Source organism: Streptomyces sp. NPDC004752, assembly GCF_053601275.1.
The window spans coordinates 59,316-83,698 of record NZ_JBSGBN010000010.1 but is presented as its reverse complement, the minus strand read 5'-3'; the positions used below and the strand labels follow the sequence as shown (position 1 = coordinate 83,698).

The following is a 24,383-nucleotide window of genomic DNA, read 5'->3' as shown; positions in this document are numbered from 1 at the left end:
TGATGGAGTTCCTGCTGCCGCGCCACTGGGACGAAGCCCTCGCCATGATGGCGGCACGGCCCACCACCGTGCCGGTCGCGGGAGGCACGGAGGTGATGGTCCGGCTGAACGCGGGTGACGCACCCCCCGACGTGGTATTGGACCTCTCTCGGCTGGGGACCGCGGCCGCCTGGCGGCGGCAAGAAGGGACGGTCCGGCTCGGCGCGACTTTGACGTACACCCGGCTGGCCGACGAACTGAGCGGCCCGCTGCCCGGCGTCGCCGAAGCCGCCGCGGCGGTCGGCTCCCGGCAGATCCGCAACCGCGGCACCCTTGGCGGCGGCCTGGGCGCCGCCTGGCCGGCGGGCGACGCCCACCCGATGCTGCTCGCCTGCCGGGCGGAGATCGAGCTGGACTCGGTGCGCGGCACCCGGCGGGTGCCGGCCAGGGACTTCTACACCGGGTCCGGTCGTACGGTCCGGGAGCCGGACGAACTCATCTCCGCCGTCGTGCTGCCGGTGGCCGACGGGCCGCAGAGCTTCGCGTCGGTGGGCCGCCGCGCCGCCGTGACCCTCTCCACGGCCTCGTTCGCGGTGGCGCTGTGGCCTGCGCGGCAAGGGGTGGGCACCGGCATGGGAGGGGTCGCCGACCGCCCCCTTCCGGCCCTGGCCGCCGAGGAGTTCCTGGCCGGTGCGCTGGCGGACCGCGAGGCATGGCGGTCCGGGGCCCCGCTCCCGCCGGACGTGCTGCGGCGGTTCGGCGAACTGGCCGCACAGGACACCGCACCCGTCGACGACGTCCGGGCCAGTGCCGCCTACCGGCGGCATGCCGTGGCGGTCCTGGCCCGACGGACCCTCGCCCGGACATGGGAGCACTACAGGACGGAATGGCGATCATGCGCATGACCCTGACCGTGAACGGCGAGCGGCACGTACTCGACGACGTGCGGGAGACGGAGAGCCTGCTGTACGTGCTGCGCGAACGGATCGGCCTGCCGGGCACGAAGAACGCGTGCGAACAGGGCAGATGCGGCTCCTGTTCGGTGCAACTGGACGGACTGCTCTGCTGTTCCTGCCTGGTGCCGGCGGCCCAGGTGCACGACCGGCCTGTGCGCACCGTCGAGGGCTTGTCCCCGCCCGGCTGGCAGGAGGAACCGCACCCCCTGCCGCGGGCCTTCCTCGACGCGGGAGCCGTGCAGTGCGGGTTCTGCACCCCCGGCATGCTGATGACCGCCGAGGATCTGTTGAGCCGCAGCCCGGACCCCGACGAGGCCGAGGTGCGGGCCGCGCTCGCCGGGAACCTGTGCCGTTGCAGCGGCTACCAGCACATCGTTGACGCAGTGCTACTCGCCGCCGCCCGGCTGAAGGACCCCACCCCCGAGGCCGGCCGGTGACCGCTGCCGTACCGGCCCGGTACCCCCATCAGGAGACGGTCGTCTCCGGCGGCGTGATCGGGGACAGCGCGCCGCGGCCGGACGGCCCGGCGAAGACCGACGGCACCTTCACCTACTCCTCCGACCTGTGGGCCGAGAACATGCTGTGGGGGTCCACCACCCGCAGCCCTCATCCGCACGCCCGCATCCTGCGCATCGACACCCGCGAGGCATGTGCCCTTCCCGGTGTGCACGCGGTACTCACCCACCAGGACGTCCCGGGGCGGGGGCTGCACGGCGCGATGGTGGTGGACCAGCCGGTGCTCGCTGTGGACACCGTGCGCTACCAGGGTGAGGCCGTCGCCGTGGTGGCCGCGGACCACCGCGAGACCGCCCGCCGGGCCGCCGCGCTGGTCCGCGTCAGCTACGACGTCCTGCCGCCGCTCACCGACGCCGAGGCGGCCCTCGCCCCGGACACCGAACGGGTGCATCCGGACGGCAATCTGGTCCGGCATGTGCGGCTGCGCCGGGGCGACGCGCAGCACGGCCCGCTGCCGCCCGCCGATGTGGTGGTGTGTGGCGAGTACGAGGTAGGCATGCAGGACCAGGCATTCCTGAGCCCGGAGTCGGGGATGGCGGTGCCCGCAGATGACGGGGGCGTCGACCTCTATGTCGCCACTCAGTGGATCCACGTCGACCACGAACAGGTCGTGGCCTGCCTCGGGTTGCCGCACGACAAGGTCCGGCTCCGACTGGCCGGCGTGGGTGGCGCGTTCGGCGCGCGTGAGGACCTCTCCATGCATGTGCACGCCAGCATGCTGGCGCTGCGCACCGGGCGCCCGGTGAAGATGTGCTACTCCCGTGAGGAGTCCTTCTTCGGCCATGTGCACCGGCATCCGGCGACGATGCGCTACGAGCACGGAGCCACCCGGGAGGGGAAACTGGTCTATGTCAAGGCATCCGTTGTGCTGGACGGCGGCGCGTACTCCTCCAGTTCGACGGCGGTGGCCGGCACCGTGGCCACCTGCAGCGTGGGCCCGTACGAGGTGCCGCACGTCGAGGTGGACGTGCGGGCGGTCTACACCCACAACCCGCCTTGCGGTGCGATGCGCGGCTTCGGTGCCGTACAGAGCTGTTACGGCTATGAGTCGCAGATGGACCGGCTCGCCCGCGAACTGGACCTGGATCCGGTGGAGTTGCGCCTGCGCAACGCAATGGCGCAGGGCTCCGTCGTGGCTACGGGGCAGGTGCTCGACCATCCCGCGCCGGTCGCCGAACTGCTGCGCCAGGTGAGGGCCATGCCGCTGCCGGAGCCGGCCGCCCCCGAGGACGGCGCGGGCACCACCGGGGGCCCGCGCACCGTGCGGGGCGTGGGCTACGCGGTCGGCCTCAAGAACGTCGGTTTCGTCGAGGGCTTCGACGACTACTCCACCGCCCGGGTACGGGTCGAGGTCCACGAGGGCACCCCGCGGGCCACGGTCACCACTGCGGCAGCCGAGGTCGGGCAGGGGCTGGTCACCGTGCAGGCGCAGATCGTCGCCGAGGAGCTGGCCCTGGACGAGGTGGTGGTGGAGCAGGGTGACAGTAGCTTCGGCAACGCGGGCCCCTCTTCCTCCGCCCGCCAGAGCTATGTCACCGGCGGCGCCGTCAAGGCTGCGGCCGAGGCGGTGCGCGCCCGGATCTGCGAGCGAGCGGACCGGCTCGTCGGGGTAGCGGGCGCCGCGGCGGGGCTGGCCCGGGGCGCGGTGGTCGACACCGGCGGGCGGGTGCTGGCCAAAATCGCCGAGGTACTGGGCGAGGCGGCGGTCGAGGAATCGGCGGAGTTCCACCACCGGCCGACTCGGCCGCTGGATCCCCGGACCGGCCAGGGCGACTCCGTCTTTCAGTTCGCCTTCGCCGCGCACCGGGCGGTCGTGGAGGTGGACCGTGAACTCGGCCTGGTGCGGGTGGTGGCACTGGACAGCGCGCAGGACGTCGGCCGGGCGCTGAACCCGCAGGCCCTGCGTGGGCAGATCCACGGCGGCAGCTGCCAGGGACTCGGCCTCGCCCTGATGGAGGAGATCCAGCTGGCTGACGGAAAAATCACCAATCCCTCCTTCACCGACTACCTCATCCCGACGATGGCCGACATGCCCCGGATGCGGGTGGACATCCTGGAGCTGCCCGACCCGCATGCCCCCTACGGGCTGCGCGGAGTGGGCGAGATGCCGCACGTCACCTCGCCGGCCGCCGTCGCGGCCGCCGTCCGCGACGCCACCGGGCGTGAGCTGCCCCGGATCCCCATCCGTCCCGAGGACATCCTCGGTATCGCATCCGAACTCGCAGCGGGCCCCGGCCCCGGTCACAGGAACGGCATCCGGCATGACTGAAGGTTTCGAGGCCCAGCAGTACGACGCGATCGGCGCACACTGGAAGAACGCCAGGGAACTGCCCACTGTGTACCCGGAGCGGGAGAGCTTCCTGCGGCTGCTGGGCGATGTCAGCGGATCCCGGGTGCTGGACCTGGCCTGCGGTGACGGCTTCTACACCCGCCAGATCAAGCAGCTGGGCGCGGAGCGGGCCGTGGGGGTGGACATCTCCCCGGCGATGGTCGAGGCGGCCCGCGCGGCCGAACGGCAGGCGCCGCTGGGCGCCGAGTACCTGGTCGCCGACGCCAGGGATCCAGACCTGTCGGAGCTGGGCCGCTTCGACCTGGTCACCGCCGGTTACCTGGTGAACTACGCCAAGGACGCCGAGGAGCTGACGGACATGTGCCGCGGCGCCCGGAGCCTGCTGGGCAGGGGCGGGCGATTCGTCGGCGTCACCCAGCACCCACGGTTCTCCTTCGACGGCCCCCGTCCGGACCCGTACGGCTTTGTCTTCGACCGGCAGCGGGCCACGCCGTTCGGCACATACATACAGGTCACGGCCACACTGCAGCCGCCGATCAGCTTCGAGACCTGTCTGATCCGGCCCGAGGTGTACGCACATGCCTTCGCGGCGGCCGGCTTCAGTGAGCTGCGCTGGGTCGAGATGACCGTGGGGGAGGACGCCACGCGCCGCTTCGGCGATGACTTCTGGCAGGACTTCCTGGCGAACCCGCCGATCGTGCTCTTCGAAGCCCGGAGCTGAGGTGTCGGCTAGCCCACGTCGGCCAGGGCTGCCGGTGCGAGCTCCTCCAACAGCTCACGCAGCTCGGCGATGGCCTCCGGCCGCACCGAGTAGCAGATCTGCACACCACGGCGCCGTGTGCTCACCACGCCGGCCTCGCGCAGCACCTTCAGATGCTGGCTGATGGTCGGCTGTGACACGGCGAAGAGCTCGGTGAAGTCGCAGGCGCAGGTCTCCGGTTGAGCGGCCAGCGCGCGCACGATGCCCAGCCGCACGGGATGGCCGAGGGACTTCAGCATTGCGGCACTTGACTGGTTGGTTGTCACGCTTGACAGCGTATCAAGGAATCTCTATATAGTGGTTTCACTGTATAGGGAATCTCCTATATGAGCGGGGCGGGCTACGGGCGCCCCATGGCCATCGCGCAGCCGCGCTGTACAGGTTTGGAGAGCCCTCATGAGCGAGTCCGCTCGCACGAGCGCCCCAGAAGAGGGCATCTGGTCCCTCCGATATCGGTCCCTCACCCTCGGGCTGATCCTCTCGGTCACCTTGGTCGCGTTCCTCTGGCTGGGCGTCGCGACGGTGCTCCCCTCGGTGGCTGAGGACCTTGACGGGCTGGGCTTGTTCGGCTGGGCTTTCACCGCGTTCATGCTGGCCAACATCTTCGGCACGGTTCTCGCCGGCCATGGGGCGGACCGGACGGGTCCGACCCGTCCCTACCTCCAGGCATTCTTCTATTTCATCGTCGGCTGTGCGGTCTCCGCCATCGCGACCAACTGGTATGTGTTCCTGCTCGGCAGGACGCTTCAGGGAGCCGGTGTCGGTGGGGTGCTGGCCCTCGCCTATCTGACCGTGGGCCGCGCCTACCCGGACGAGCTGCGCGCCCGGATGCTCGCGCTGGTGGCCTCCGCCTGGACGCTGCCCGCGCTGCTCGGGCCGGCCGTCGCCGCCGCCATCGCCGAGGCCAGCAACTGGCGGGTGGTCTTCCTCGTCCTGGTGCCGCTGGTGCCGATCGGCGTGGCGCTGACCCTGCCCGCACTGCGCAAGCTGGGACCGCCCGAGGTCTCGGCCCCCGACAAGCGCCGTATTCCCTTCACCCTGCTCCTGGTGGTGGGCGCGGGCGCCGTGCTGGCCGGGCTGGAGGAGCACAATCTGGCGCTCACCCTGCCGCTCGTGGCGGTGGGTGCCGCACTGGCGCTGCCGATGCTGCGCAAGCTGCTGCCGCCCGGCACGCTCGCCGTCCGGCGCGGTATGCCGGCCGGCATGATCGTGCGCGGACTCGTCAGCACTGCCTACTACGGCGCCGAGTCCTTCTTCCCGCTGAGCATGACCCACGTCTTGGGGCTGAGCACCCTGGAGTCCGGACTGGCGCTCTCCGCGGGAGCGCTCACCTGGGTCAGCGGTGCCTGGATCCAGGCCAAGCTGGACACCCGCAGTGGCGGCAAGGGGCGGCACAGCCGCGTCGTCGCCGGCTTCGTGCTGCTGCTGGCCGGTGACGCGCTGATCGCCGTGTCCATCGGCACCGAGCTGCGGAGTGTGGCGCTCGCCGTCATCGGCTGGGCCATCGCCGGCTTCGGGATGGGGCTTGTGTACCCCGCCGTCACCACCATCGTCCTGGCGCTGGCCCCCAAGGGCCAAGAGGGTGCGGCCAGTTCCAACCTCCAGCTGTCCGAGACCCTGTCCGTCGCCGTGATGACAGGGCTGGGCACCGCCGTCAGCGCCTTCGGCGCCGCCCAGGGTTGGGAACAGCACAGCGCCCTTGGCATCGTCTTCACCATCACCGCGCTGGCGGCCCTGCTGGGCATCGGTGCGGGGCTTCGGACCGTGGTGCGGGGCGCTCCGGAAGCCGATCCGGCTGACGAGGACACCACCACCGAGACCGATCCGCTTCGCAAAGGAGCGGGACGGACCGCCTGACCGGGACAACCCCCGGGTCCCCCGCGGACGGTGACGACAGGTGCCCGGCCGGAGAGCGACAGCGCTCCGGCTCCTGTGCGCGGCATGCCGTGCCGCATCCGTCACGCCGCCCGCCGACCCCTGGAGGTCCGCCACGAGTCTTGAACCGTTGGACACAAACGACGCCGCCGACCGCACCGCATCGGGCCGCCACCTCGCGCTTCAGGGTGGCGGCCCGATGCGTGTCGAGGCACCCACCGGTTCCGCGGCAAGGTCAACTCCGGTGCTGCGAGGCCCTTTCAGTGGGGACTCGGCAGGCGCCGGAAAATACTTCGGGGATGTATCGGTGCGTACCGCATGTCCGTTGCGGGCCGCGTTGTGAAGACTCTTCCTGGTCCGGAAGTAACGAGTACAGGTGGGTCTTCAACCTGGAGGATCAGTGACCGACGCACTCAAAGGCGAGAACACGTCGTCGCGCACCGCGGAGGCGGACCCGGTTCACGACGGTGCAAGCGTCAGAGTACGGGTGGAAGTACCTCTGCGCTTGGCCGACGGCACCGCCCTGAACGTGCACATGGTTTCGTTCCGAGGTCTCAGCGACGGGCTGGAGCATCTGGCGCTCACCTTCGACCCGATAGCCGGCACCCCACTGGTCAGGCTCCACTCGGAGTGCCTGACGGGCGATGTCTTCGGCTCTGCCCGGTGTGACTGCGGCCCGCAGCTGACGGAGTCGCTGAAAATGCTGTCCGTGTCCGGCGGCATCCTGTTGTACCTCCGGCAGGAGGGCCGGGGTATCGGCCTGTTCAACAAGCTCGACGCCTACAGCGTCCAGGACCGTCTGGGCCTGGACACCTTTGCCGCCAACCGGCATCTGAATTTCTCCGACGACCTCCGGGACTACCGGGCAGCGGCCCAGATGTTGCGCGTGCTGGGCGCGTCCCAGGTGTGCCTGCTCAGCAACAACCCGGACAAGACCGAGCAGTTGCGGCGCTACGGCATCGACGTCGTGGATCAGGTGCCCACCGGGGCGTTCCTCAATGAACGCAACCTTCGCTACCTCCGAGCGAAGGTGGAACTGCACGGCCACCGAATCGAGATCACGCAGGAGATCGCATGATTCAGCACCGGGGCCCCATCAGCGGAATAGCCGCCTGGCAGGACCGCTACGTGGCAACCGCCGGTTACGACAACCAAGTCATCTGCTGGGACCAGAAGACCGGGGAGTCGATTTCCCGTTCCTCGCACGACCATCTGGCCAACCAGTGCACCTTCTCGCCGGACGGCCGTTTTCTGCTCACCTCCTCCAGCGACTACACGGCGCGGATGTGGACCGTACCGGAGCTGCGGCTGGTCGCCGTGTTCGACGGCCAGGAGGACGACGTCGAGATGTCGGTGTTCCACCCGACCAAGGAACTGGTCGCGACCGCGTCCCGGGACCACCGGGTGCGGGTCTACGACTTCGGCGGGCGGCTGACGCATACCTTCACCGGGCACACCGCCGACGTCATCTCCGTCGAGTGGAGCCATGGCGCGGACGAGCTGATCTCCTCCAGCGACGACGGCACCATCAAGCACTGGTCCCTGGAGACCGGCGGGCTGCTGGCGGACCTCGACATGGAGGGCGTGGAGACCGACACCATCGCGATCTCCGCCAGCGGCATCATCTTCGCCGGCAACGACGAGGGCCAGATCATCGTGGTGGGCGCGGACGGCCGAGAGGTGCTGCCCGCACACGACGCCGGCATCAAGCGGCTGGTTCTCGACGACGCGCGGGACCTGCTGGTCAGCCTCAGCTACGACCGCACCATGCGGCTGTGGAACGTCGCTTCACGGCGCCCCGAGCCGATGGGCACCACCGCACTGCCTGACGACGTCTGGCCGCGCTCCTGCGCCCTCGCCGCGGGCTCCCGGCTGGTCTTCGCGACATTTGGTGCCACCTATCGCGGTTACGACTACGAGCAGCGCGTCTGGGACACCGCCACGGTCCCCAGCACCGGCGGCATCAACGCCGTCCTGCCCCGGTCGGCCGCGTCGAGCCTCACCGTGGGGGACGCGGGCACCGTGCGCAGCGGCGGCGCCGTGGTCGCCGAGACGGGCAGCCTGTGCAACTTCCTGGCGCCGCTGGGCAATCTGGTACTGACCGGCGGCCAGTTGGGCAAGGTGTTCGACGCGCTGACCGGCAACGAGCTGTACCAGCACCGCTCTCCGCTCAACTGCGCGGCGGCCTTCGAGCACGACGGCGCCCGGCACGCGGTCGTCGGCGCGTACACCGGCGAGGGCGTGGTGCTGCGGCTGACCGGCGACGGCCGGGCCGAGCAGGTCCGGAACCTGCCCCTGCACACCAACGCGGTGAAGGGAGTCGCCGTCTCCGGCGACTTCATCTTCTCCGTCGCAGCGGACGCCTCGGCCACCTGGTACCGCGTCTCGACGCTGGAGAAGGTCGCCACCCTCGATGATGCCCATGACAAGATCGCCAACGGCTGCGCGGGGCTCGGCGAGGGCTGGTTCGCCAGTGTCAGCCGCGACCTGAAGCTGCGGCTGTGGGACCCCGAACGCAACGCCCACGAGTTGTCGACACCGCACACGCACTCCATCAAGTGCGTCACGGCCTCGGACGACGGGAGGCTGATCGCCACCGGCAGCTACAACGGCCGGGTCGCGATCTACGACCGTACGACCGCCTCGTGGAGCGCGGTGACCCGCCCCACGGCTGCCGGGATCTCCTCTCTCGCCTATGACGCGGAGCAGAAGGTGTTCCTCGCCGCGTCCTACGACGGGCAGGTCTACCCGCTCGCCGGCTGACCGCCACGACCGGCTGTCCGGGAAGCGGTGTCGGTGCCCGCCTTCCCGGACGGCCCATGTGCGCGTCCCCGCCGTGGCTCCAGCCAGTGGGCTCCATCCTCGTGACAGCACACCGGAGGCAATCGTGACCGGCAGTAGGCCGCCGGCCGTCATGGCCAACCCCAACACCTTGTCCGACCGCGAGGCGATGGGACTTCCCCCTTCCTTCGCCTCCCGTGGTCCGTACTGGGCCCTGCGCAGCCATCAGGACCTCTTGACGAAGACCCCGAAAGACCTCGTCGCCCTGGCCGAGGACCCCCGGCAGGAGTTCGCCACCCGCTGTGCGGCCGGCACCGTCCTGGGACTCATCGGGGACCCCCGGGTGCAGTCGTACGACCCGCCGATGGCCGAAGTGCCGGCGGCATGCGTCTCGCTGGGGCTGGCGCCCGGTTCGGTGGACGCCGTCGTCGGGCAGTGGCGGCATGCCGGGGTCGAGCCGGAGTGGATCGCCAAGGAGTGCCCGGTTCACGAAGTGCGCCTGGCCGCGTTCCGGATCGCCCTGCACCCCGTCACCAACGCCGAGTACCGGCTGTTCCTGGAAGACACCTCCAGCACCTGGCTGCCCTCCTCCTGGCGGTTCGGTGTCTATCCCGAGCTGCTGTCCAACCACCCGGTGTGGACCGTCCCCGCCGAGGCCGCGGACGCCTACGCCGCCTGGCTGGCCGCTGCGACCGGGCGCCGGTTCCGGCTGCCGACCGAGGCCGAGTGGGAGTACGCAGCGTCCGGCGGCGACGGCCGCGCCTATCCCTGGGGGGAATCGTTCCAGCCGCTGTGCGCGAACACCGTCGAGGGCGGGCCGCTGACCACGGTGCCGATCGGCGTCCATCCTGCGGGACGCTCCCCGTTCGGGGTACACGATATGGCCGGAAACGTGGAGGAGTACGTCGCGGACGACTACCGGGCCTACCCCGGAGGCGACCCGGTCGACGACGATCTCGTCCGCACCCGCGGAAACTACCGGGTGGCCCGCGGCGGCAGTTTCACCCGCTTCGGCGACCTCGCCCGCTGCCGCCGCCGGCACGGCTGGTACGAACGGGACATCTACGCCATGGGTTTCCGCCTCGCGGAGACGATATGAGCGCCGGGGAGCCGCAGCCCACCGCTGCCACGCCCGCCGAACACGCTGCCATGGCGCGGGCCGTGCATCTCGCCGCCACCGCCCTGGGGCACACCAGCCCCAATCCGGTGGTGGGGTGTGTGCTGCTTGCCCTCGACGGCAGCCCGGTGGGCGAGGGATACCACCGGGGGGCTGGGCAGCCGCATGCGGAGGTGGAGGCCCTGCGCGTCGCCGGCGCGCGGGCGCGCGGCGCGACCGCGGTGGTCACGCTGGAACCCTGCGCGCACCAGGGCCGCACCGGCCCGTGCGCCGAGGCGCTGCTCCACGCCGGGGTGGCACGGGTCGTCTATGCCGTGGACGACCCGACACCGCAGGCGGGCGGCGGCGCGGCGCGGTTACGGGCCGCCGGCGTGCAGGTGGTCGGCGGGGTGCTGCGCGAGGAGGCCGAGCGCGGCAACGAGCTCTGGCTGACCGCGGCCCGGCGTGGCCGGCCCTGCGTCACCTGGAAGTTCGCCGGCACGCTCGACGGCCGGACGGCCGCGGCGGACGGCACCTCACGGTGGATCACCGGCAGCGCGGCCCGCGCGGACGGCCATGTGCTGCGTGCCACGCACGACGCGGTGCTGGTCGGCTCGGGAACGCTGCGCAGCGACGACCCGCACCTGGGGCTGCGGCACGGGGTCACCGGCCGGCCCCCGCTACGGGTGGTGCTGGACCGGACCGGCGGCATCCGGCGGGAGGCCCGGGTCCTCGACGACGCGGCGCCGACACTCGTCGTGGTCGCCGAGGGCACCCGGCTGCCCCGGCTGCCGCACGGCCACGAGGTGCTGGCCCTGCCGTGTGACGCGCAGGGCATCGATGTCGCGGAGCTGACCGCGGAGCTCTACCGGCGCGGACTGCGCTCGGTGCTGCTGGAGGGCGGCGCCAAACTGGCCGCCGCGTTCGCCCGGCGCGGCCTGCTCGACCGCACCGTCGCGTACCTGGCGCCTGTGCTCCTCGGTGCGGGCGGCCGCGCTGTCCTGGACGACTTCGGCGCGATGAGCCTGGCGCAGGGACTGCGGTTCCGGTTCGGTGAGGTGCACCAGCTCGGGGACGACATGCGGCTGGTCCTGCGCACCACACCGCACCCGGCGGCGGAGGCGCGATGACCGGCCGGTGGAGCGCCGGCCGGGAGCGGCCGAGGGTCGCGGTGGTCTTCCACAGCCGCCGGGGCACGATGCGCAGGCTTGCCCTCGCCGCCGCCGAGGGGGCCCGCGCCCGCGGGGCACAGGTGCGGCTGCTGCGGGTTGCGGACACCGCCGAGGACCCGCTGGAGCCGGGGATGACCGCCTCCTTCGCCCTGGAGGAAGAGGTGGCCACGCCCGATGACGTGCTCTGGGCGGACGGGCTGGTGCTGGCGACGCCCACCTATTTCGGAAATGTCTCCGCGCCGTTCAAGCGTTTCCTCGACTCCACGGCCCGGCTGTGGGCCCAGGGCCTGCTGGCGGACCGGGTGGTGACCGCGATGACCTCCGCCGAGTGCACTTACGGCGGCCGCGAGGCCACCCTGCTGAGCCTGTACCAGACCGTCTACCACTGGGGCTCCTGGGTGCTCGGCGCGGATCTCGGGGACACGGAGCACACCGGCACCAGCGGCAATCCCTACGGCCTGTCCGCCGCCTACCGGCGGGGCAGTGAGGTCGGGCCGCCCGAGATACGGGCCGCGTGGGCGCAGGGGCGGCGGCTGGCCGGATTCGCCGCGCGCGGACCGCGCTGCCACCCACCCGCCGTACCGGACACGACGCACCCTCCCACCCGGGTGACGGTGGTGCACCACGCGGACGGCGGCGCCGTCCGGACTCTGGCCCAGGAATGCGCCGCGGGCGCCCGGGAGTCCTGGGCCGAGGTCCGGCTGCGGCGTGTGCGGGAGGCCGGCTCGGGCAACGGGCCGTCGCCGGGCGGGCCATGGGGTGCTCCCCGGGCCCGGGTGGTCGCCGCCGAGGACCTGGCGTGGGCCGATGCGGTGGTGTTCGGTGCCGTGGCGCAGCTCGGCATGCTGGCCGCACCGCTGCTGGACTTCGCGCAGCGGCTCGAACCGGTGGTCGGCGGCGGCCCGTTGGCGGGGAAGGCGGCGAGCGCCTTCGTCGTCACGCCGCGCCCGCACACGGGGAGCGAGTCGGCGTTACTGGCGTTCCACCAGGTGCTGTTCCACTGCGGCGCGGTGGTCGCACCCCCCGGGTACACCGACCCCGCGGTGTTCGCGGCGGGCGGGAACCCGTACGGCTGCGCGTACGCGCTGTCGGACGGCGCTGTCCCGAGCCCGCAGGTGCTGGCCGCCGTCCGCCACCAGGGGCACCGGGCCGCGGTGGTCGGGCGCTGGCTGCGTCGGCAGCCGGAGCGGCAGGCGGGCCGCTCGCCGTACGGGGCATCCGGCGCGAATTTCGAGGACCACAGGGGAAGGGCAGTGACGTGAGCGTTCAGCAGTACGACGAGATCGGTGAGGCGTACGAGGGGTTCAAGACCCTTCCGATGGCCCGGTATGCGGAGGTGCCCAGCTTCCTGGGCATGCTGGGCCCGCTCACCGGCGGTAGTGTGCTGGACCTCGCCTGCGGCACCGGTTTCTACACCCGGCAGATCGAACGGCTGGGCGCCGCGCACGTTCTGGGCGTCGACATCTCCGGCGAGATGATCGCCGCCGCCCGGAGCATCGAGGCACGGCATCCGTCGGGCATCCGTTACGACGTCCGGGACGCCGCCGAACTGGACTTCCCGGAGCCTGAGTTCGACGTGGCGACCGCGGTGTATCTGCTCAACTACGCCGACGACGAGGAGGGCATGGCCCGGATGTGTCGCGGTATCCACGGCAGCCTGAAGGACGGTGGGAGGTTTTACACCCTGACCCAGAATCCCGCCTTCCGCTTCGATGGCCCCTCGACCGACCCCTACGGATTCCGCTACGAACAGGTGGGTGCGACGCCGATGGGCCCCCGGGTGCACATCACGGCACTGCTCGACCCGCCGATCGGCTTCGACACGAACTGCCCGCCACGGGAGACGTACGAGCGCGTTCTGCACGCTGCCGGGTTCCGGAACGTGGAATGGGTCCCGCTCCAGGTGTCGGAGGCATCGAAGGCGGCGTTCACCGACGGCTTCTGGGACGATTTCCTGGCCAACCCGCCGCTGGTCATGCTGCGTTGTACCAAAGACCCGGCCGGAGCCTGGCAGGAGGAGACACCGCCATGCGCGTTGCCGTGACCGTTCGAACGCCACCGACCACCTGATCACGTTCCCCGGCCACCTGTCGCGGATTTGCCCCACCCTGTGCGCTGGACGACCAGGGCTCTGCGGCGATCGGAGACCAGCGCCTCTATCGCCCGCCACTGGTCCTCGCGCAGCCGGGCGCCGCCCGTGGCGTCCCCGACCGGCCGGGTGAGGAGGGTGTCGGCCTGTGCACGCAATTCCGTGTTGCTCGTGTGCTCCATGCATCCCATCCAACAGGACGCCGGTGACAGCCGGACGGACCCTGTGGACAAGGGGCGAGCCTCCGGCATGATTGTCGTGTCCCTGCCTTGACTTATCCACAGGCTCAAGCGGAACTTCATGATCTGCGAGATCGTCTGCGCATGACGAATCACAGCGAATCGACTGGACCCGCCGAAAACAGCGATATCACGGAACAAAGGGCATTCGGCGCTCGCGCCGCCCACGACGCCCAGGTCACCCTGCGCACCCCGGCCGAACTGGCCGACGCCCTGCCGTATCTGCTCGGATACCGCCCCGAGGACAGCCTCGTGCTGGTGGCCCTCCATGACCGGGACGGACGCGGCCGGTTCGGCGGCAGGGCGCGGCTCGGCATCCCCGCGAGCAGGGACGACTGGGCGTCGGCAGCCCAGCAACTGACGCACGGCCTGGTGGTCGGCAGCGAACGCCGGGGAGCCAGGCCCGCACAGATCGTCGCCTACGTCTGCCAGGAACCGGCGAAAGGGGAGACCGGCCGCGAGGTCATGCAACGCCTTCAGCCGCTCGCCCAACTCCTGCGCACCGAATGCGGCGCCCTGGACGTGCCCGTCATCGAGGCCCTGTGCATCTCGGACGGCCGCTTCTGGTCGTACTGCTGCCCGAACGTGGGCTGCTGTCCGGACGACGGAACGCCCATGGGCCTGCCCGGCACCTCAGTGCTGGCCGCCGCCGCGGCCTATGCCGGCCTCCAAGTACGTGGCACGCTGCGCGAACTGCGGGCTCGGCTGCTGCCCTGGGAGACCTCCGCCGCACTGGAACAGGAGATCGCCCTGGACACGGCGGGCACGGCTTTGGTGCCCCGGATTCTCGACGACACGGCCCGCGCCGACGTGGCGGGGGAAACGCTGCGCCTCGCCGAGCGCGTGCTCACCCGGTTCGCGGCGGCGCAGCCGGCGTCGGGCACGCTCCCGGCGGATCTGCGCGACGACGCGCTGCTCACCCACGACGAAGCGGCGCAGCTGATCCTCGGCCTCCAGGACCGCACCACCCGTGACCGGGCCGCCGCCTGGATGGAGGGCGACGACGCCGGCCACGCCCTGCGCCTGTGGCGTGCCCTGGCCCGCCGTTGCGTCGGACCGTACGGCGAACACGCCGCCGCGCCGCTCACCCTCGCGGGCTGGGTCGCCTGGTCCACCGGCGACGACGTGGAGGCAAGGGAAGCACTGGCGATGGCCCTCGGAGCGGACCCCGATTATCTGTTCGCCCGACTTCTGCACCAGGCATGCAACGAGGGCCTGGATCCGGAGGCGATCCGCCGATGTCTGCGCGCGGAGCGCGCCGAACACGCGGAGGCACGGACCGAAGCGGCAGAGGCGATGGACCAGAAGAAGACGTCCGCTGCAGGTAAGGACCCCTCCGAGCCCGGATCACGCCGTCGGCGCCGGGTACGCATCAGGGGAGGCGCGGACGGCGACCCACGTCCGGTGCGAGCGGTGGGCCGGAGCCCGCGGCTCGCCTCCAGGCGCCCGGCCCGGGGCGAGGGCTCCACATGTCCCGGCGCCCCGGCTTTGCGCGGCACTCGTGCGGCGGACAGGAACGACACGCGACGTGGGCCCGCATCCACTGGCGGTACACGGTCCGGTGGCGATGGCGCCGAGGGGGACTCGTGACCAGCGGTGGAGGCGATGCGGGCAGGTGGCGACGGGCAGTCCTGGACCGACTGCGGCTCAGCGGCCGGAACCGCCAAGGACCCCTTGGCCCGAGCCGGTTGCCGTTGCGCTGTCTCATCCGCCTGCTGTTCCAACGCCCGAACCGACCGCCGTTCCGCGCCCCGCGATCTGCCGCCCGGCGGCCACGTCGACAGCCTCCGGCGTGCTGCTCCTGACCGCGCTCACGGGCATCCGCCTCGACGCCCACCCCAGGACGATCGTCCTTCGGCCGGTGCAGAGCGAGCCGCTGGGCGAGATGGTCCTGACGGGGCTGCAGGTCGCGGGCGCGCCGTTCTCCGTACGGGGCGGCCGCCAGGGGGCTCGCCATGGTCGAGGAGGCTGCGGACGGGCTGCAACCGGGAGCCTGACCTCACACGACGCCATTCGGACGAGGAGACGGAATCCGCTCGCGTGTCCGGCACCCGACCCGAACGAATCAGCCGCCGATGAGGCCGACGAAGGGAGTGTTTATCGTCAGGCAGACGACTATGATCGCCGCATGCCCTACGACCCGTCAGCCTTTCCGCCCTTTGCCGTCACCGTGGACCTGGTCGTGCTGACCGTGCGCCGCCACGCCCTGTGTGCGCTGGCGGTGCGCAGGGGTGAGGCGCCGTTCCAGGGGCGATGGGCACTGCCCGGCGGCTTCGTGCGGGCCGATGAGGATCTCGCGCAGGCCGCGGCGCGCGAGCTGGCCGAGGAGACGGGGCTGCGCGCACACGACCCGTCCGCCCCCGCCGAGGACAACGGCGCCCACCTCGAACAGCTTGCGACGTACGGCGATCCCCAGCGGGACCCGCGCATGCGAGTGGTCAGCGTCGCTCACCTGGCGCTCGCCCCCGACCTGCCCGCGCCCCGTGCGGGTGGCGACGCGAGCAACGCACGCTGGGCTCCCGTGGAGGAGCTGCTGCAGCAGGGCGGGTACGGCCGTGACGGCGAGCCGCTGGCACCGCTCGCCTTCGATCACGCTCAGATCCTGGCCGACGGGGTGGAGCGGGCCCGCTCCAAGATCGAGTACTCGTCCCTGGCGACCGCGTTCTGCACGCCCGAGTTCACCGTCGGCGAGCTGCGCCGGGTCTACGAAGCGGTATGGGGAGTGGCCCTCGACCCGCGCAACTTCCACCGCAAGGTGACCGGGACCCCCGGATTCCTCGTCCCCACCGGAGGCACGACCACACGCCAGGGCGGCCGTCCGGCTCAGCTCTTCCGGGCCGGCGGTGCCACTCTGCTGAACCCTCCGATGCTGCGTCCCGAGGTCTGACCGGAGGGGGCCACCCGGTGACGGGGCCCGATTCCGCCCCCCCAGTCCGGTGAACCGCCGGGCACCACCCCGAAGAGGAAGACCCCTCATCGCCGGGCAGACAGGGTGATACCCGAAAAAACGGACTCGGCGCGCTATCTTGCTGCGGGTGATCCAGGCCTTCGGACTGACCAGCAACCCCCGCAAGGCGCACCCGCCCGCCGTCAACGATGTCTCCTTCGAGGCACACGCGGGCCGTGTCACGGCACTTCTGGGTGCGCCCCGCGCCGGCAAGACAACGGCACTCAGACTGATGCTCGAACTTCAACAGGGCCGCGGGATCACCCACTTCAGAGGGCGTCCGCTGAACCGGATCGCCCATCCGTCGCGCGAGGTGGGCATTCTCCTCGGTGACGTGCCCGGGCATCCGGCCCGCTCGGTCCGCGGGCATCTGCGCATGCTGTGCGCCGCCGCGGGGGTCCCGGTCCGGCGAGCCGACGAGGTTCTCGAAGTCGTCGGCCTCGTCAGCCTGCGGGAGGAGCGCCTGGGCACCCTCTCGCGTGGCATGGACCTCCGGCTCGGTCTGGCCTGCGCCCTGCTGCCCGACCCCCACACTCTGGTGCTGGACGTGCCCATGGACGGGCTGTCCGCCCACGAAGCCCGTTGGCTGCACGGCATGCTCCGGGCGCACGCGACCCAGGGCGGTACGGTCCTGTTCACCACCGCCGAACCCAAGGAGGCGGCACGCAACGCGGACCGGGTCGTCACCCTGGAACGCGGCAGACTCGTCGCCGACCAGGAAGCCGTCGAGTTCGCCCGCACGCGGCTGCGTCCCCGGGTGGCGGTCCGCACCCCGCACGCCGCACGCCTGGCGGCCCTGCTCACCAAGGAGGCCCGAACCGACCGGCGCTCCATCGAGATCGTTCGGGAGGAGGGCAACCGCCTTTCCGTGTACGGCAGTACGACCGCGGACATCGGTGACGCCGCCTTCCGGCATGGCATCCTCGTCCACCAACTCGCGGACGAGGTGGGCGACATGGGGCCCGGCGCCGGTACCCGCCCGGTTGACAGGGAGCGCGCGGACGACGGGCCGGGGGTGCCGGGAGAGTTGAAGCCCACGGTCGAAGCGCCGGTGTCGGGGCAAGGGCCAGGCCCGGGGAACCGAGAAGGATTTCGGCTGCAACCGGGCCGTGGCCTGTCCATCCTGACGAGGCGACCGCGGGCGGTCCACGAGACACCCCTGGCGACGGAGGGGCCAGGCGAATCCGAGGCACCACTTTCCGTGGGCGCGCCGACGGTGGCGACGTCCCCTGATCTGCCCGGTATGCCTCCCACCGAGAGCGCACCGGCCCAGGCCGAGGGCCCTCCGGAATCCGACGATCACACGCCGGGTGGCGGCACGGAAACGCCCGGACCCATGCCAGGGTCCAAAACACCGGCCTCAGCCACAGCACAAACCCCCGACACCGCACCCACCTCACCCGGCCTCGCCGTCAACCGTCCGGCTCCGGCCACCGGCCGCGTACCCGGTGCTCGACCCGAGGCCGGACCCTCGCGCCGCCCCGCCGGATCGCTCACCCCCGACTCCCTGTCCCCCCTCCCTCCCCCCATCTCCGTTCGCCCCGCCCCCAGCCCCCTCCGTCCCCTCCGCTATGAACTGCGCCGCGCCACCGGGATCGGCACGGGCTTCCTCACCTGCGGTGCCGTGCTCTTCGTCTCCGCGATCACGGCCGTCCTGCTCGCCTGTATCGGCCACACCCCGCAGGAGCGCCTGTTCGCGGCATGGCCGCAGGAGGTACCCCTGCCGCCCGCGGCGCTCGGTGCGGGACTGCTCGGCGCGCTGGCCTTCGGCGACGAGTTCCGCCACCCCGCCCTGGCGGCGGACCGCGGTTCCGTGCCCCGCCGACTGGGGCTGCTCACCGCGAAACTGCTCGTCTCCGGAGCCACGGCGTTGATGCTGGCCTTCCTCACCGTGGGCTGCGACGCCGAGGTGCTCTACGTCGTCTACGGGCGGGAGCTCGCGAAAGTTCCCGCCGACTGGCTTTCACTGGGCGCGAGTTGGTTCGGGCTCGTGGTCGGGTGCGCCTGGGCCGGGGTGCTGGCGGCGGGCGTCTTCCGCTCCACGACGGCCGGACTTGCCGCGGTGCTCGCCGTACCGGTCGTCGTCGTCCCCGTCGTGCAGAAGATGCTGGGGGGCCCGGCCGTACGGACCGCGGCAGGTCTTCCGGTCCGGATGCGCGAGGTCTTCCTGCTCCAGTGGCCCTTCGGGGGAGAGCGGTACGTGGCGGTAGCGGCCCAGGTGCTCGCCCAACCCGTGGGCGGCGCACTGACGTTGTCGCTGACCGCCCTGCTCTGTGCGTATCTGCTCATGACACTGCGCAGCAGGGTCAGATGACGACCGTCCGCACGCTTCCGATCCCACCGTGCGCACAACTCCCCGGAGTGCGCCCATTTCTTTCCGATAAGGCGTCAATTGCGACGGGGTGAGCGATCACCCTTTCGTGTGCTTTTCACCAAAGACCTCAAGGGAGTTGGAGACAGCGCCGACAAAGGTTCCGTGAGTACCCTTGCGCACACCATGATGACCGCCGCCCGCGCCACCGACTCAGGTCTGGCCGGCCCGGGCGAACTCGACCGCTACCCCTACGCCGAGGGCCCCGTCGCCGACCGGCTCGGAACACCCGCCTGGGACGGCGCGGACCCCGAACTGGGCCGGGTGGGACGGCGCGCCGCGGGCACCCGCGGACGCGGACTGCACGGCCAACTCGTACAGCAGTTGGGCCAGATGATCGTTTCGGGCGACCTGGGCGCGGACCGCCCTCTCGTGCCCGAGGAGATCGGCCAGCGCTTCGAGGTGTCCCGGACCGTCGTCCGCGAGTCCCTCCGTGTCCTGGAGGCCAAGGGCCTGGTCAGCGCCCGCCCGAACGTCGGCACGCGCGTGCGTCCCGTCAGTGACTGGAACCTCCTGGACCCGGACATCATCGAATGGCGCGCATTCGGGCCGCAACGCGACGACCAGCGCCGCGAACTGAGTGAGCTGCGATGGACGATCGAGCCGCTCGCCGCCCGCCTCGCCGCGGGGCACGGGCGCGAGGACGTCCAGCAGCGGCTTTCCGACATGGTTGAGATCATGAGCCACTCCATGGGGCAGGGTGACGCTCTCACCTTCTCCCGTGCCGACGCCGAGTTCCACACGCTGCTCATCCAGATCGCGGGCAACCGCATGCTGGAGCACCTGTCGGGCATCGTGTCGGCCGCGCTCCAGGTCTCCGGTGGCCCCGTCACCGGCTGTGACCGGCCGAACGACGCCTCCCTGGCCCAGCACGCGCGCATCGTCGACGCGCTCGGCACCGGCGACGGCGCCGCGGCCGAGGTGGCGATGCGTCAACTGCTCACCGTCCAGCCCGAGGTGGAGCGTGTGGTGCCCGCGCCGCGCGAGCACTGACCGCGGGCCGCGGGCACTGCGGTCGGAGCGCACCGCCTTGTGGGACTGCGGGCCCGGGAACCGTCCCTCACCGGGCCCCGTCGGACCCCGCCGGATCCTCATCGGTCCGGAGGGGGCCGGTGGGGCTCAGCGGCTGGGCGATGCGGCCTGATGACCGCAGTGGTCCGGGCCGACGCCGTCGGCAACCTCCTCTGCCCGCGTCTGACCGTTTTTGAGCGGTTACGGGGTGTGACTCGGGCCACGAAGATTGGGCGTAACGCTCGGGGGATCAGCGCGATGACCTAAGAGGTGACAGTCGCGGAGGGAATACGGACGCCACACAAGGCGCTGTGAATCTTCCCGGCGCCCGCCCGCGCCGTCGGCCCATCCCCAGGCCGGTGGTCGGCTCCAGTCCGCTGTGGACGGGGCCGGAAGCCGTTTTCCAACGTTCCGAGAGGTTGTTCGTGTCGGCCAGCACATCCCGTACGCTCCCGCCGGAGATCGCCGAGTCCGTCTCTGTCATGGCGCTCATTGAGCGGGGAAAGGCTGAGGGGCAGATCGCCGGCGACGATGTGCGTCGGGCCTTCGAAGCTGACCAGATTCCGGCCACTCAGTGGAAGAACGTACTGCGCAGCCTCAACCAGATCCTCGAGGAAGAGGGTGTGACGCTGATGGTCAGTGCCGCGGAGCCCAAGCGCACCCGAAAGAGCGTCGCAGCGAAGAGTCCGGCCAAGCGCACCGCCACCAAGACGGTCGCGGCGAAGACGGTGACCAGCAGGAAGGCCACCGCCACAACGGCTGCCCCGGCCGTGCCCGCCGTGCCCGTCGCCGCTGATCCGGCCGAGGAAGTCGCGCCCGCCAAGAAGGCCGCAGCCAAGAAGACGACCGCCAAGAAGACGGTCGCCAAGAAGGCCGTGGCCAAGAAGACGGCGGCGAAGAAGACCACCGCCAAGAAGGACGACGCCGAGCTGCTCGAAGAAGAGGTGCTCGAAGACGCCAAGGGCGCCGAAGAGCCCGAGGGCGCCGAGAGCGCCGGATTCGTCCTGTCCGACGAGGACGAGGACGACGCGCCCGCGCAGCAGGTCGCCGCCGCCGGCGCCACCGCCGACCCGGTCAAGGACTACCTCAAGCAGATCGGCAAGGTCCCCCTGCTCAACGCCGAGCAGGAGGTCGAGCTGGCCAAGCGCATTGAGGCGGGCCTGTTCGCCGAGGACAAGCTGGCCAACGCCGACAAGCTGGCCCCCAAGCTCAAGCGTGAGCTGGAGATCATCGCTGAGGACGGCCGCCGTGCCAAGAACCACCTCCTGGAGGCCAACCTCCGTCTGGTGGTCTCCCTGGCCAAGCGCTACACCGGCCGCGGCATGCTGTTCCTGGACCTCATCCAGGAGGGCAACCTGGGCCTGATCCGCGCGGTCGAGAAGTTCGACTACACCAAGGGCTACAAGTTCTCCACCTACGCCACCTGGTGGATCCGTCAGGCGATCACCCGCGCCATGGCCGACCAGGCCCGCACCATCCGTATCCCGGTGCACATGGTCGAGGTCATCAACAAACTCGCGCGCGTGCAGCGCCAAATGCTCCAGGACCTGGGCCGCGAGCCCACCCCGGAGGAACTGGCCAAGGAACTCGACATGACCCCGGAGAAGGTCATCGAGGTCCAGAAGTACGGTCGCGAGCCCATCTCGCTGCACACCCCGCTGGGCGAGGACGGTGACAGCGAGTTCGGCGACCTCATCGAGGACTCCGAGGCTGTTGTCCCGGCCGACGCGGTCAGCTTCACGCTTCTGCAGGAGCAACTGCACTCCGTCCTCGACACCCTGTCCGAGCGCGAGGCGGGCGTCGTCTCGATGCGCTTCGGTCTCACCGACGGTCAGCCGAAGACCCTCGACGAGATCGGCAAGGTGTACGGCGTGACGCGTGAGCGCATCCGTCAGATCGAGTCCAAGACGATGTCGAAGCTGCGCCACCCATCGCGTTCGCAGGTCCTGCGCGACTACCTCGACTAGCCCGCGACCACGTCACCGTCTCGGCCGGGCAAGGTCCGCCTCGGCCGTACGACCTCGAAGGCCCGGTTCCCCGCTCGGCGGTTTCTAGGGATCGTCGCAACACGTGGTCGTGTTGGTCAGGCCGCGAGCAGTTTATGCAGGCGCTCGGCTGGGGTTTCCCAGCCGAGCGTTTTGCGTGGTCGGCCGTTGAGTTCGGCGGCGACGGCGGCCAGATCGTCGCGGGTGTGGACCGTCAGGTCGGCGCCCTTGGGCAAGTGCTGTCGGAGCAGGCCGTTGGTGTTCTCGTTCGAGCCGTGCCAGGGGCTGGCGGGGTCGCAGAAGTAGACCGGGACGTCGGTGGCGATGCTGAAGCTCTTGTGGGCGGCCATCTCGGAGTCTTGGTCCTAGGTCAGCGAGCGGACCAGGTGTCCGGGCAGGGTCTGGACGGTGTCCACCAGGGCATCGCGGACGTGCTCGGCGCTGCGGCCGTCGGGCAGGTGCAGGAGCATCACGTAGCGGGTGGCGCGCTCGACGAGGGTGCCGATGGCCGAGGCGCTGTCCTTGCCGATGATCAGGTTGCCTTCCCAGTGGCCGGGGCCCCCGTTCTTCCGCCTCCGCGGGCTGGTCACTGATCATGACCATGGGGTCCTTGAAGCGGGGCTGGCGGTAGTTGGCGTGCCGTTGGGGTTTGCGGCGGGTGCGTCCACTGCGTAGAGCGCGGGCCACCTCGCGGCGCAGTTCGCCCCGGCCCCGGACGTAGAGGGCCTGGTAGACGGTCTCGTGGACCACGTGCATCTCCGGCCGGTCGGGGAAGGTCCTGCGCAGAGCCTGGCAGTTCTATTCCGGTTCCACCGCCGGTCCAGGCCGGCCTGGACGAAGTCCCGCAGCTCAGGGCTCTGGCGGATCTTCCCCGGCTTGGGCCGGGGGCGGCGGGCATCGGCGCGGACCTGGGCGGCGTATGGCCGGTACTGCCACTGGCCGCGGGTCCCGTAGGTACGGTTGCGACGTATCTCCCGGCGGACTGTGGACGGGCTGCGGCCCAGCTCGGCGCCTATCGCACGGACCGATGCCTTCTCCCGCAGCCGGTCGGCCATGTAGATCCGGTCTGCCTCGTGCAGGTACCGGGACGCACCGGAAGGCGGCACCATCGGTCGAACCGGCGGTGCCGCCTTCTGCTTGCGGTCGGCGCTGCGGCCGTTGCGCCATCGGCGCCCGGTCTTCGGGTTGGCGCCGACGATCTGACACGCGTGCTCGTTGCTGAAGCCCTGCTGCATGAGCCGGAAGTATGTCTCCCGCTCACGCAGCAGCTCCTTCGGCCCCTGAGCCGTCCGGATCTCCCGAATCTTGAAGTCCATCGCACCCCTTGAGCTGGGGTGTTGCGACGACCACCAGAACGGAAGACTTCTCGGGTCGCTGGGCCTTCGTGCTGCGGGTCGTCGTGCCCTGGATGACTCTGGGTGTCTCAAAGGCACTCAGAGTGAGGAGCGCGCATGCGTCGCCCTATCGTGCGAGCACTGATCCGGCCGCTGGTCCTGGCGGCTGCCGCGACCGCCATACCGCTGGCCACCGCGGCCCAGGGCGCCGCCGACAGCGTTGTCGTCGGCGGCTTCCCCGTCGACGTCTCCCAGAGCCCTTGGGCGGTCGCGCTGTCCAGCCGTGACCGGTTCGGGGGTACGCGGGCGGGGCAGTTCTGCGGTGGTGTGGCGATCGGCCGGACCACCGTGCTGACCGCGGCCCACTGCCTGACCGAGGAGGTTCTGGGGGCGGTGCCGGACAAGGCGCGCGACCTCAAGGTCATCGTGGGTCGTACGGATCTCCTGTCGACCCAGGGGAAGGAGATCGCCGTACGCGGGGTCCGGGTCAATCCGAACTACGACACGGACACCAACGCCGGCGACTTCGCCGTGCTCACCCTTGCCACATCCCTCCCGCAGAGCGACGTCATCGGCATGGCGGCAGCGGGTGATCCGGCCTACGCGCCGGGCACGAGCGCCACGGTGTACGGATGGGGCGACACGACGGGCGCCGGGGACTATCCGCGGCAGCTGCGCGCCGCACACGTGCGCGTACTGCCGGACACTCAGTGCGAGCAAGCCTATCCCGGCGGCGTCGACGGAGCGTATCGCTCCGAGTCCATGCTGTGCGCCGGAGAGACCCAGGGCGGCCCGGACGCCTGCCAGGGTGACAGCGGAGGGCCGCTGGTCGCCGAGGGGCGGCTCATCGGCCTCGTGTCGTGGGGGAGTGGCTGCGGGCGGGCAGGGAGCCCCGGTGTCTACACCCGGGTCTCCGAAGTCGTCAGGGCACTGGGCGCGAGCGACGGCGGCGCGCGCAAGCCGCACACGGGCGCCTGACGCC

18 protein-coding genes and 2 pseudogenes are annotated in these 24,383 nt (G+C 71.0%); 17 read left to right on the top strand and 3 right to left on the bottom strand.

Going from position 1 to position 24,383, the window contains the following annotated elements; all coding sequences use genetic code 11:
* Positions 1–2 precede the first annotated feature (2 nt).
* Genes ACWEKM_RS06655 through ACWEKM_RS06640 form a run of 4 tightly spaced genes read left to right on the top strand, consistent with a single transcriptional unit; the run spans position 3 to position 4,462 of the window.
* On the top strand, positions 3–884 hold the full coding sequence (locus tag ACWEKM_RS06655) for an FAD binding domain-containing protein (protein ID WP_451620087.1): 882 nt from the start codon (positions 3–5) through the stop codon (positions 882–884).
* Positions 875–1,372 (top strand): (2Fe-2S)-binding protein, encoded by a 498-nt coding sequence (locus tag ACWEKM_RS06650; protein ID WP_451620062.1) that lies wholly within the window; start codon positions 875–877, stop codon positions 1,370–1,372. The genes ACWEKM_RS06655 and ACWEKM_RS06650 overlap by 10 nt, the downstream gene beginning before the upstream one ends.
* Positions 1,369–3,720, top strand: a complete 2,352-nt coding sequence (locus tag ACWEKM_RS06645) for a xanthine dehydrogenase family protein molybdopterin-binding subunit (protein WP_451620061.1) — start codon at positions 1,369–1,371, stop codon at positions 3,718–3,720. Before ACWEKM_RS06650 ends, ACWEKM_RS06645 begins: the two co-directional genes overlap by 4 nt.
* The gene (locus tag ACWEKM_RS06640; protein ID WP_451620060.1) at positions 3,713–4,462 is read left to right on the top strand and encodes a class I SAM-dependent methyltransferase; all 750 of its coding nucleotides are present in this window, start codon (positions 3,713–3,715) and stop codon (positions 4,460–4,462) included. Before ACWEKM_RS06645 ends, ACWEKM_RS06640 begins: the two co-directional genes overlap by 8 nt.
* A gap of 8 nt (positions 4,463–4,470) precedes the next feature.
* On the opposite strand, the gene ACWEKM_RS06635 is transcribed toward ACWEKM_RS06640, so the two are convergent.
* The gene (locus tag ACWEKM_RS06635; protein ID WP_451620059.1) at positions 4,471–4,767 is read right to left on the bottom strand and encodes an ArsR/SmtB family transcription factor; all 297 of its coding nucleotides are present in this window, start codon (positions 4,765–4,767) and stop codon (positions 4,471–4,473) included.
* A gap of 130 nt (positions 4,768–4,897) precedes the next feature.
* Between ACWEKM_RS06635 and ACWEKM_RS06630 the strand changes: the two genes are divergently transcribed.
* The 7 genes from ACWEKM_RS06630 to ACWEKM_RS06600 all read left to right on the top strand — a co-directional run bounded on the left by ACWEKM_RS06630 (position 4,898) and on the right by ACWEKM_RS06600 (position 13,469).
* Positions 4,898–6,358 (top strand): MFS transporter, encoded by a 1,461-nt coding sequence (locus ACWEKM_RS06630; protein ID WP_451620058.1) that lies wholly within the window; start codon positions 4,898–4,900, stop codon positions 6,356–6,358.
* 418 nt (positions 6,359–6,776) lie between these two features.
* Positions 6,777–7,454: a GTP cyclohydrolase II gene (locus ACWEKM_RS06625; protein WP_451620057.1), complete on the top strand. Its 678-nt coding sequence runs from the start codon at positions 6,777–6,779 to the stop codon at positions 7,452–7,454.
* Positions 7,451–9,139 carry a WD40 repeat domain-containing protein gene (locus ACWEKM_RS06620; RefSeq protein ID WP_451620056.1) on the top strand — a complete coding sequence of 563 codons (1,689 nt, stop codon included), beginning with the start codon at positions 7,451–7,453 and terminating at the stop codon, positions 9,137–9,139. Before ACWEKM_RS06625 ends, ACWEKM_RS06620 begins: the two co-directional genes overlap by 4 nt.
* A gap of 124 nt (positions 9,140–9,263) precedes the next feature.
* Positions 9,264–10,256 carry a formylglycine-generating enzyme family protein gene (locus ACWEKM_RS06615; protein ID WP_451620055.1) on the top strand — a complete coding sequence of 331 codons (993 nt, stop codon included), beginning with the start codon at positions 9,264–9,266 and terminating at the stop codon, positions 10,254–10,256.
* A complete protein-coding gene (gene ribD, locus ACWEKM_RS06610) occupies positions 10,253–11,383 on the top strand; it encodes a bifunctional diaminohydroxyphosphoribosylaminopyrimidine deaminase/5-amino-6-(5-phosphoribosylamino)uracil reductase RibD (RefSeq protein ID WP_451620054.1) in 1,131 nt (376 codons plus the stop codon). Before ACWEKM_RS06615 ends, ribD begins: the two co-directional genes overlap by 4 nt.
* On the top strand, positions 11,380–12,687 hold the full coding sequence (locus tag ACWEKM_RS06605; protein WP_451620053.1) for a flavodoxin family protein: 1,308 nt from the start codon (positions 11,380–11,382) through the stop codon (positions 12,685–12,687). The genes ribD and ACWEKM_RS06605 overlap by 4 nt, the downstream gene beginning before the upstream one ends.
* Complete coding sequence (locus tag ACWEKM_RS06600; protein ID WP_451620052.1) at positions 12,684–13,469, top strand: class I SAM-dependent methyltransferase; 786 nt, start codon at positions 12,684–12,686, stop codon at positions 13,467–13,469. The genes ACWEKM_RS06605 and ACWEKM_RS06600 overlap by 4 nt, the downstream gene beginning before the upstream one ends.
* 47 nt (positions 13,470–13,516) lie before the next feature.
* Here the strand turns inward: ACWEKM_RS06600 and ACWEKM_RS06595 are convergent.
* Positions 13,517–13,696, bottom strand: a pseudogene (locus ACWEKM_RS06595) (hypothetical protein); the annotation flags it as partial.
* A 141-nt stretch (positions 13,697–13,837) separates the two neighbouring features.
* On the opposite strand from ACWEKM_RS06595, the gene ACWEKM_RS06590 reads away from it, so the two are divergent.
* The 5 genes from ACWEKM_RS06590 to ACWEKM_RS06570 all read left to right on the top strand — a co-directional run bounded on the left by ACWEKM_RS06590 (position 13,838) and on the right by ACWEKM_RS06570 (position 22,049).
* Positions 13,838–15,343: a DUF4192 domain-containing protein gene (locus ACWEKM_RS06590; RefSeq protein ID WP_451620051.1), complete on the top strand. Its 1,506-nt coding sequence runs from the start codon at positions 13,838–13,840 to the stop codon at positions 15,341–15,343.
* 538 nt (positions 15,344–15,881) lie between these two features.
* Positions 15,882–16,640 carry an NUDIX hydrolase gene (locus ACWEKM_RS06585; RefSeq protein WP_451620050.1) on the top strand — a complete coding sequence of 253 codons (759 nt, stop codon included), beginning with the start codon at positions 15,882–15,884 and terminating at the stop codon, positions 16,638–16,640.
* Positions 16,641–16,788: 148 nt separating this feature from the next.
* Positions 16,789–19,014, top strand: coding sequence for an ATP-binding cassette domain-containing protein (locus ACWEKM_RS06580; protein ID WP_451620049.1), 2,226 nt, complete (start codon positions 16,789–16,791; stop codon positions 19,012–19,014).
* Between the two features lie 162 nt (positions 19,015–19,176).
* Positions 19,177–20,064 (top strand): FadR/GntR family transcriptional regulator, encoded by an 888-nt coding sequence (locus ACWEKM_RS06575; protein WP_451620048.1) that lies wholly within the window; start codon positions 19,177–19,179, stop codon positions 20,062–20,064.
* A 443-nt stretch (positions 20,065–20,507) separates the two neighbouring features.
* Positions 20,508–22,049, top strand: a complete 1,542-nt coding sequence (locus ACWEKM_RS06570; RefSeq protein ID WP_451620047.1) for an RNA polymerase sigma factor — start codon at positions 20,508–20,510, stop codon at positions 22,047–22,049.
* Positions 22,050–22,165: 116 nt separating this feature from the next.
* Here ACWEKM_RS06570 and ACWEKM_RS06565 read toward each other — a convergent pair.
* Positions 22,166–23,383, bottom strand: a pseudogene (locus ACWEKM_RS06565) (IS30 family transposase).
* Between the two features lie 135 nt (positions 23,384–23,518).
* On the opposite strand from ACWEKM_RS06565, the gene ACWEKM_RS06560 reads away from it, so the two are divergent.
* Positions 23,519–24,379, top strand: coding sequence for a serine protease (locus ACWEKM_RS06560; protein WP_451620046.1), 861 nt, complete (start codon positions 23,519–23,521; stop codon positions 24,377–24,379).
* Positions 24,380–24,383 lie beyond the last annotated feature (4 nt).

What these genes read in the sequence shown, in the direction of transcription:
- ACWEKM_RS06560 (WP_451620046.1), top strand. Translation starts at nt 23,519, where the DNA reads ATGCGTCGCCCTATCGTGCGAGCACTGATCCGGCCGCTGGTCCTGGCG.
- ACWEKM_RS06630 (WP_451620058.1), top strand. Translation starts at nt 4,898, where the DNA reads ATGAGCGAGTCCGCTCGCACGAGCGCCCCAGAAGAGGGCATCTGGTCC.
- ACWEKM_RS06585 (WP_451620050.1), top strand. Translation starts at nt 15,882, where the DNA reads ATGCCCTACGACCCGTCAGCCTTTCCGCCCTTTGCCGTCACCGTGGAC.
- ACWEKM_RS06620 (WP_451620056.1), top strand. Translation starts at nt 7,451, where the DNA reads ATGATTCAGCACCGGGGCCCCATCAGCGGAATAGCCGCCTGGCAGGAC.
- ACWEKM_RS06650 (WP_451620062.1), top strand. Translation starts at nt 875, where the DNA reads ATGCGCATGACCCTGACCGTGAACGGCGAGCGGCACGTACTCGACGAC.
- ACWEKM_RS06655 (WP_451620087.1), top strand. Translation starts at nt 3, where the DNA reads ATGGAGTTCCTGCTGCCGCGCCACTGGGACGAAGCCCTCGCCATGATG.
- ACWEKM_RS06640 (WP_451620060.1), top strand. Translation starts at nt 3,713, where the DNA reads ATGACTGAAGGTTTCGAGGCCCAGCAGTACGACGCGATCGGCGCACAC.
- ACWEKM_RS06590 (WP_451620051.1), top strand. Translation starts at nt 13,838, where the DNA reads ATGACGAATCACAGCGAATCGACTGGACCCGCCGAAAACAGCGATATC.
- ACWEKM_RS06605 (WP_451620053.1), top strand. Translation starts at nt 11,380, where the DNA reads ATGACCGGCCGGTGGAGCGCCGGCCGGGAGCGGCCGAGGGTCGCGGTG.
- ribD (WP_451620054.1), top strand. Translation starts at nt 10,253, where the DNA reads ATGAGCGCCGGGGAGCCGCAGCCCACCGCTGCCACGCCCGCCGAACAC.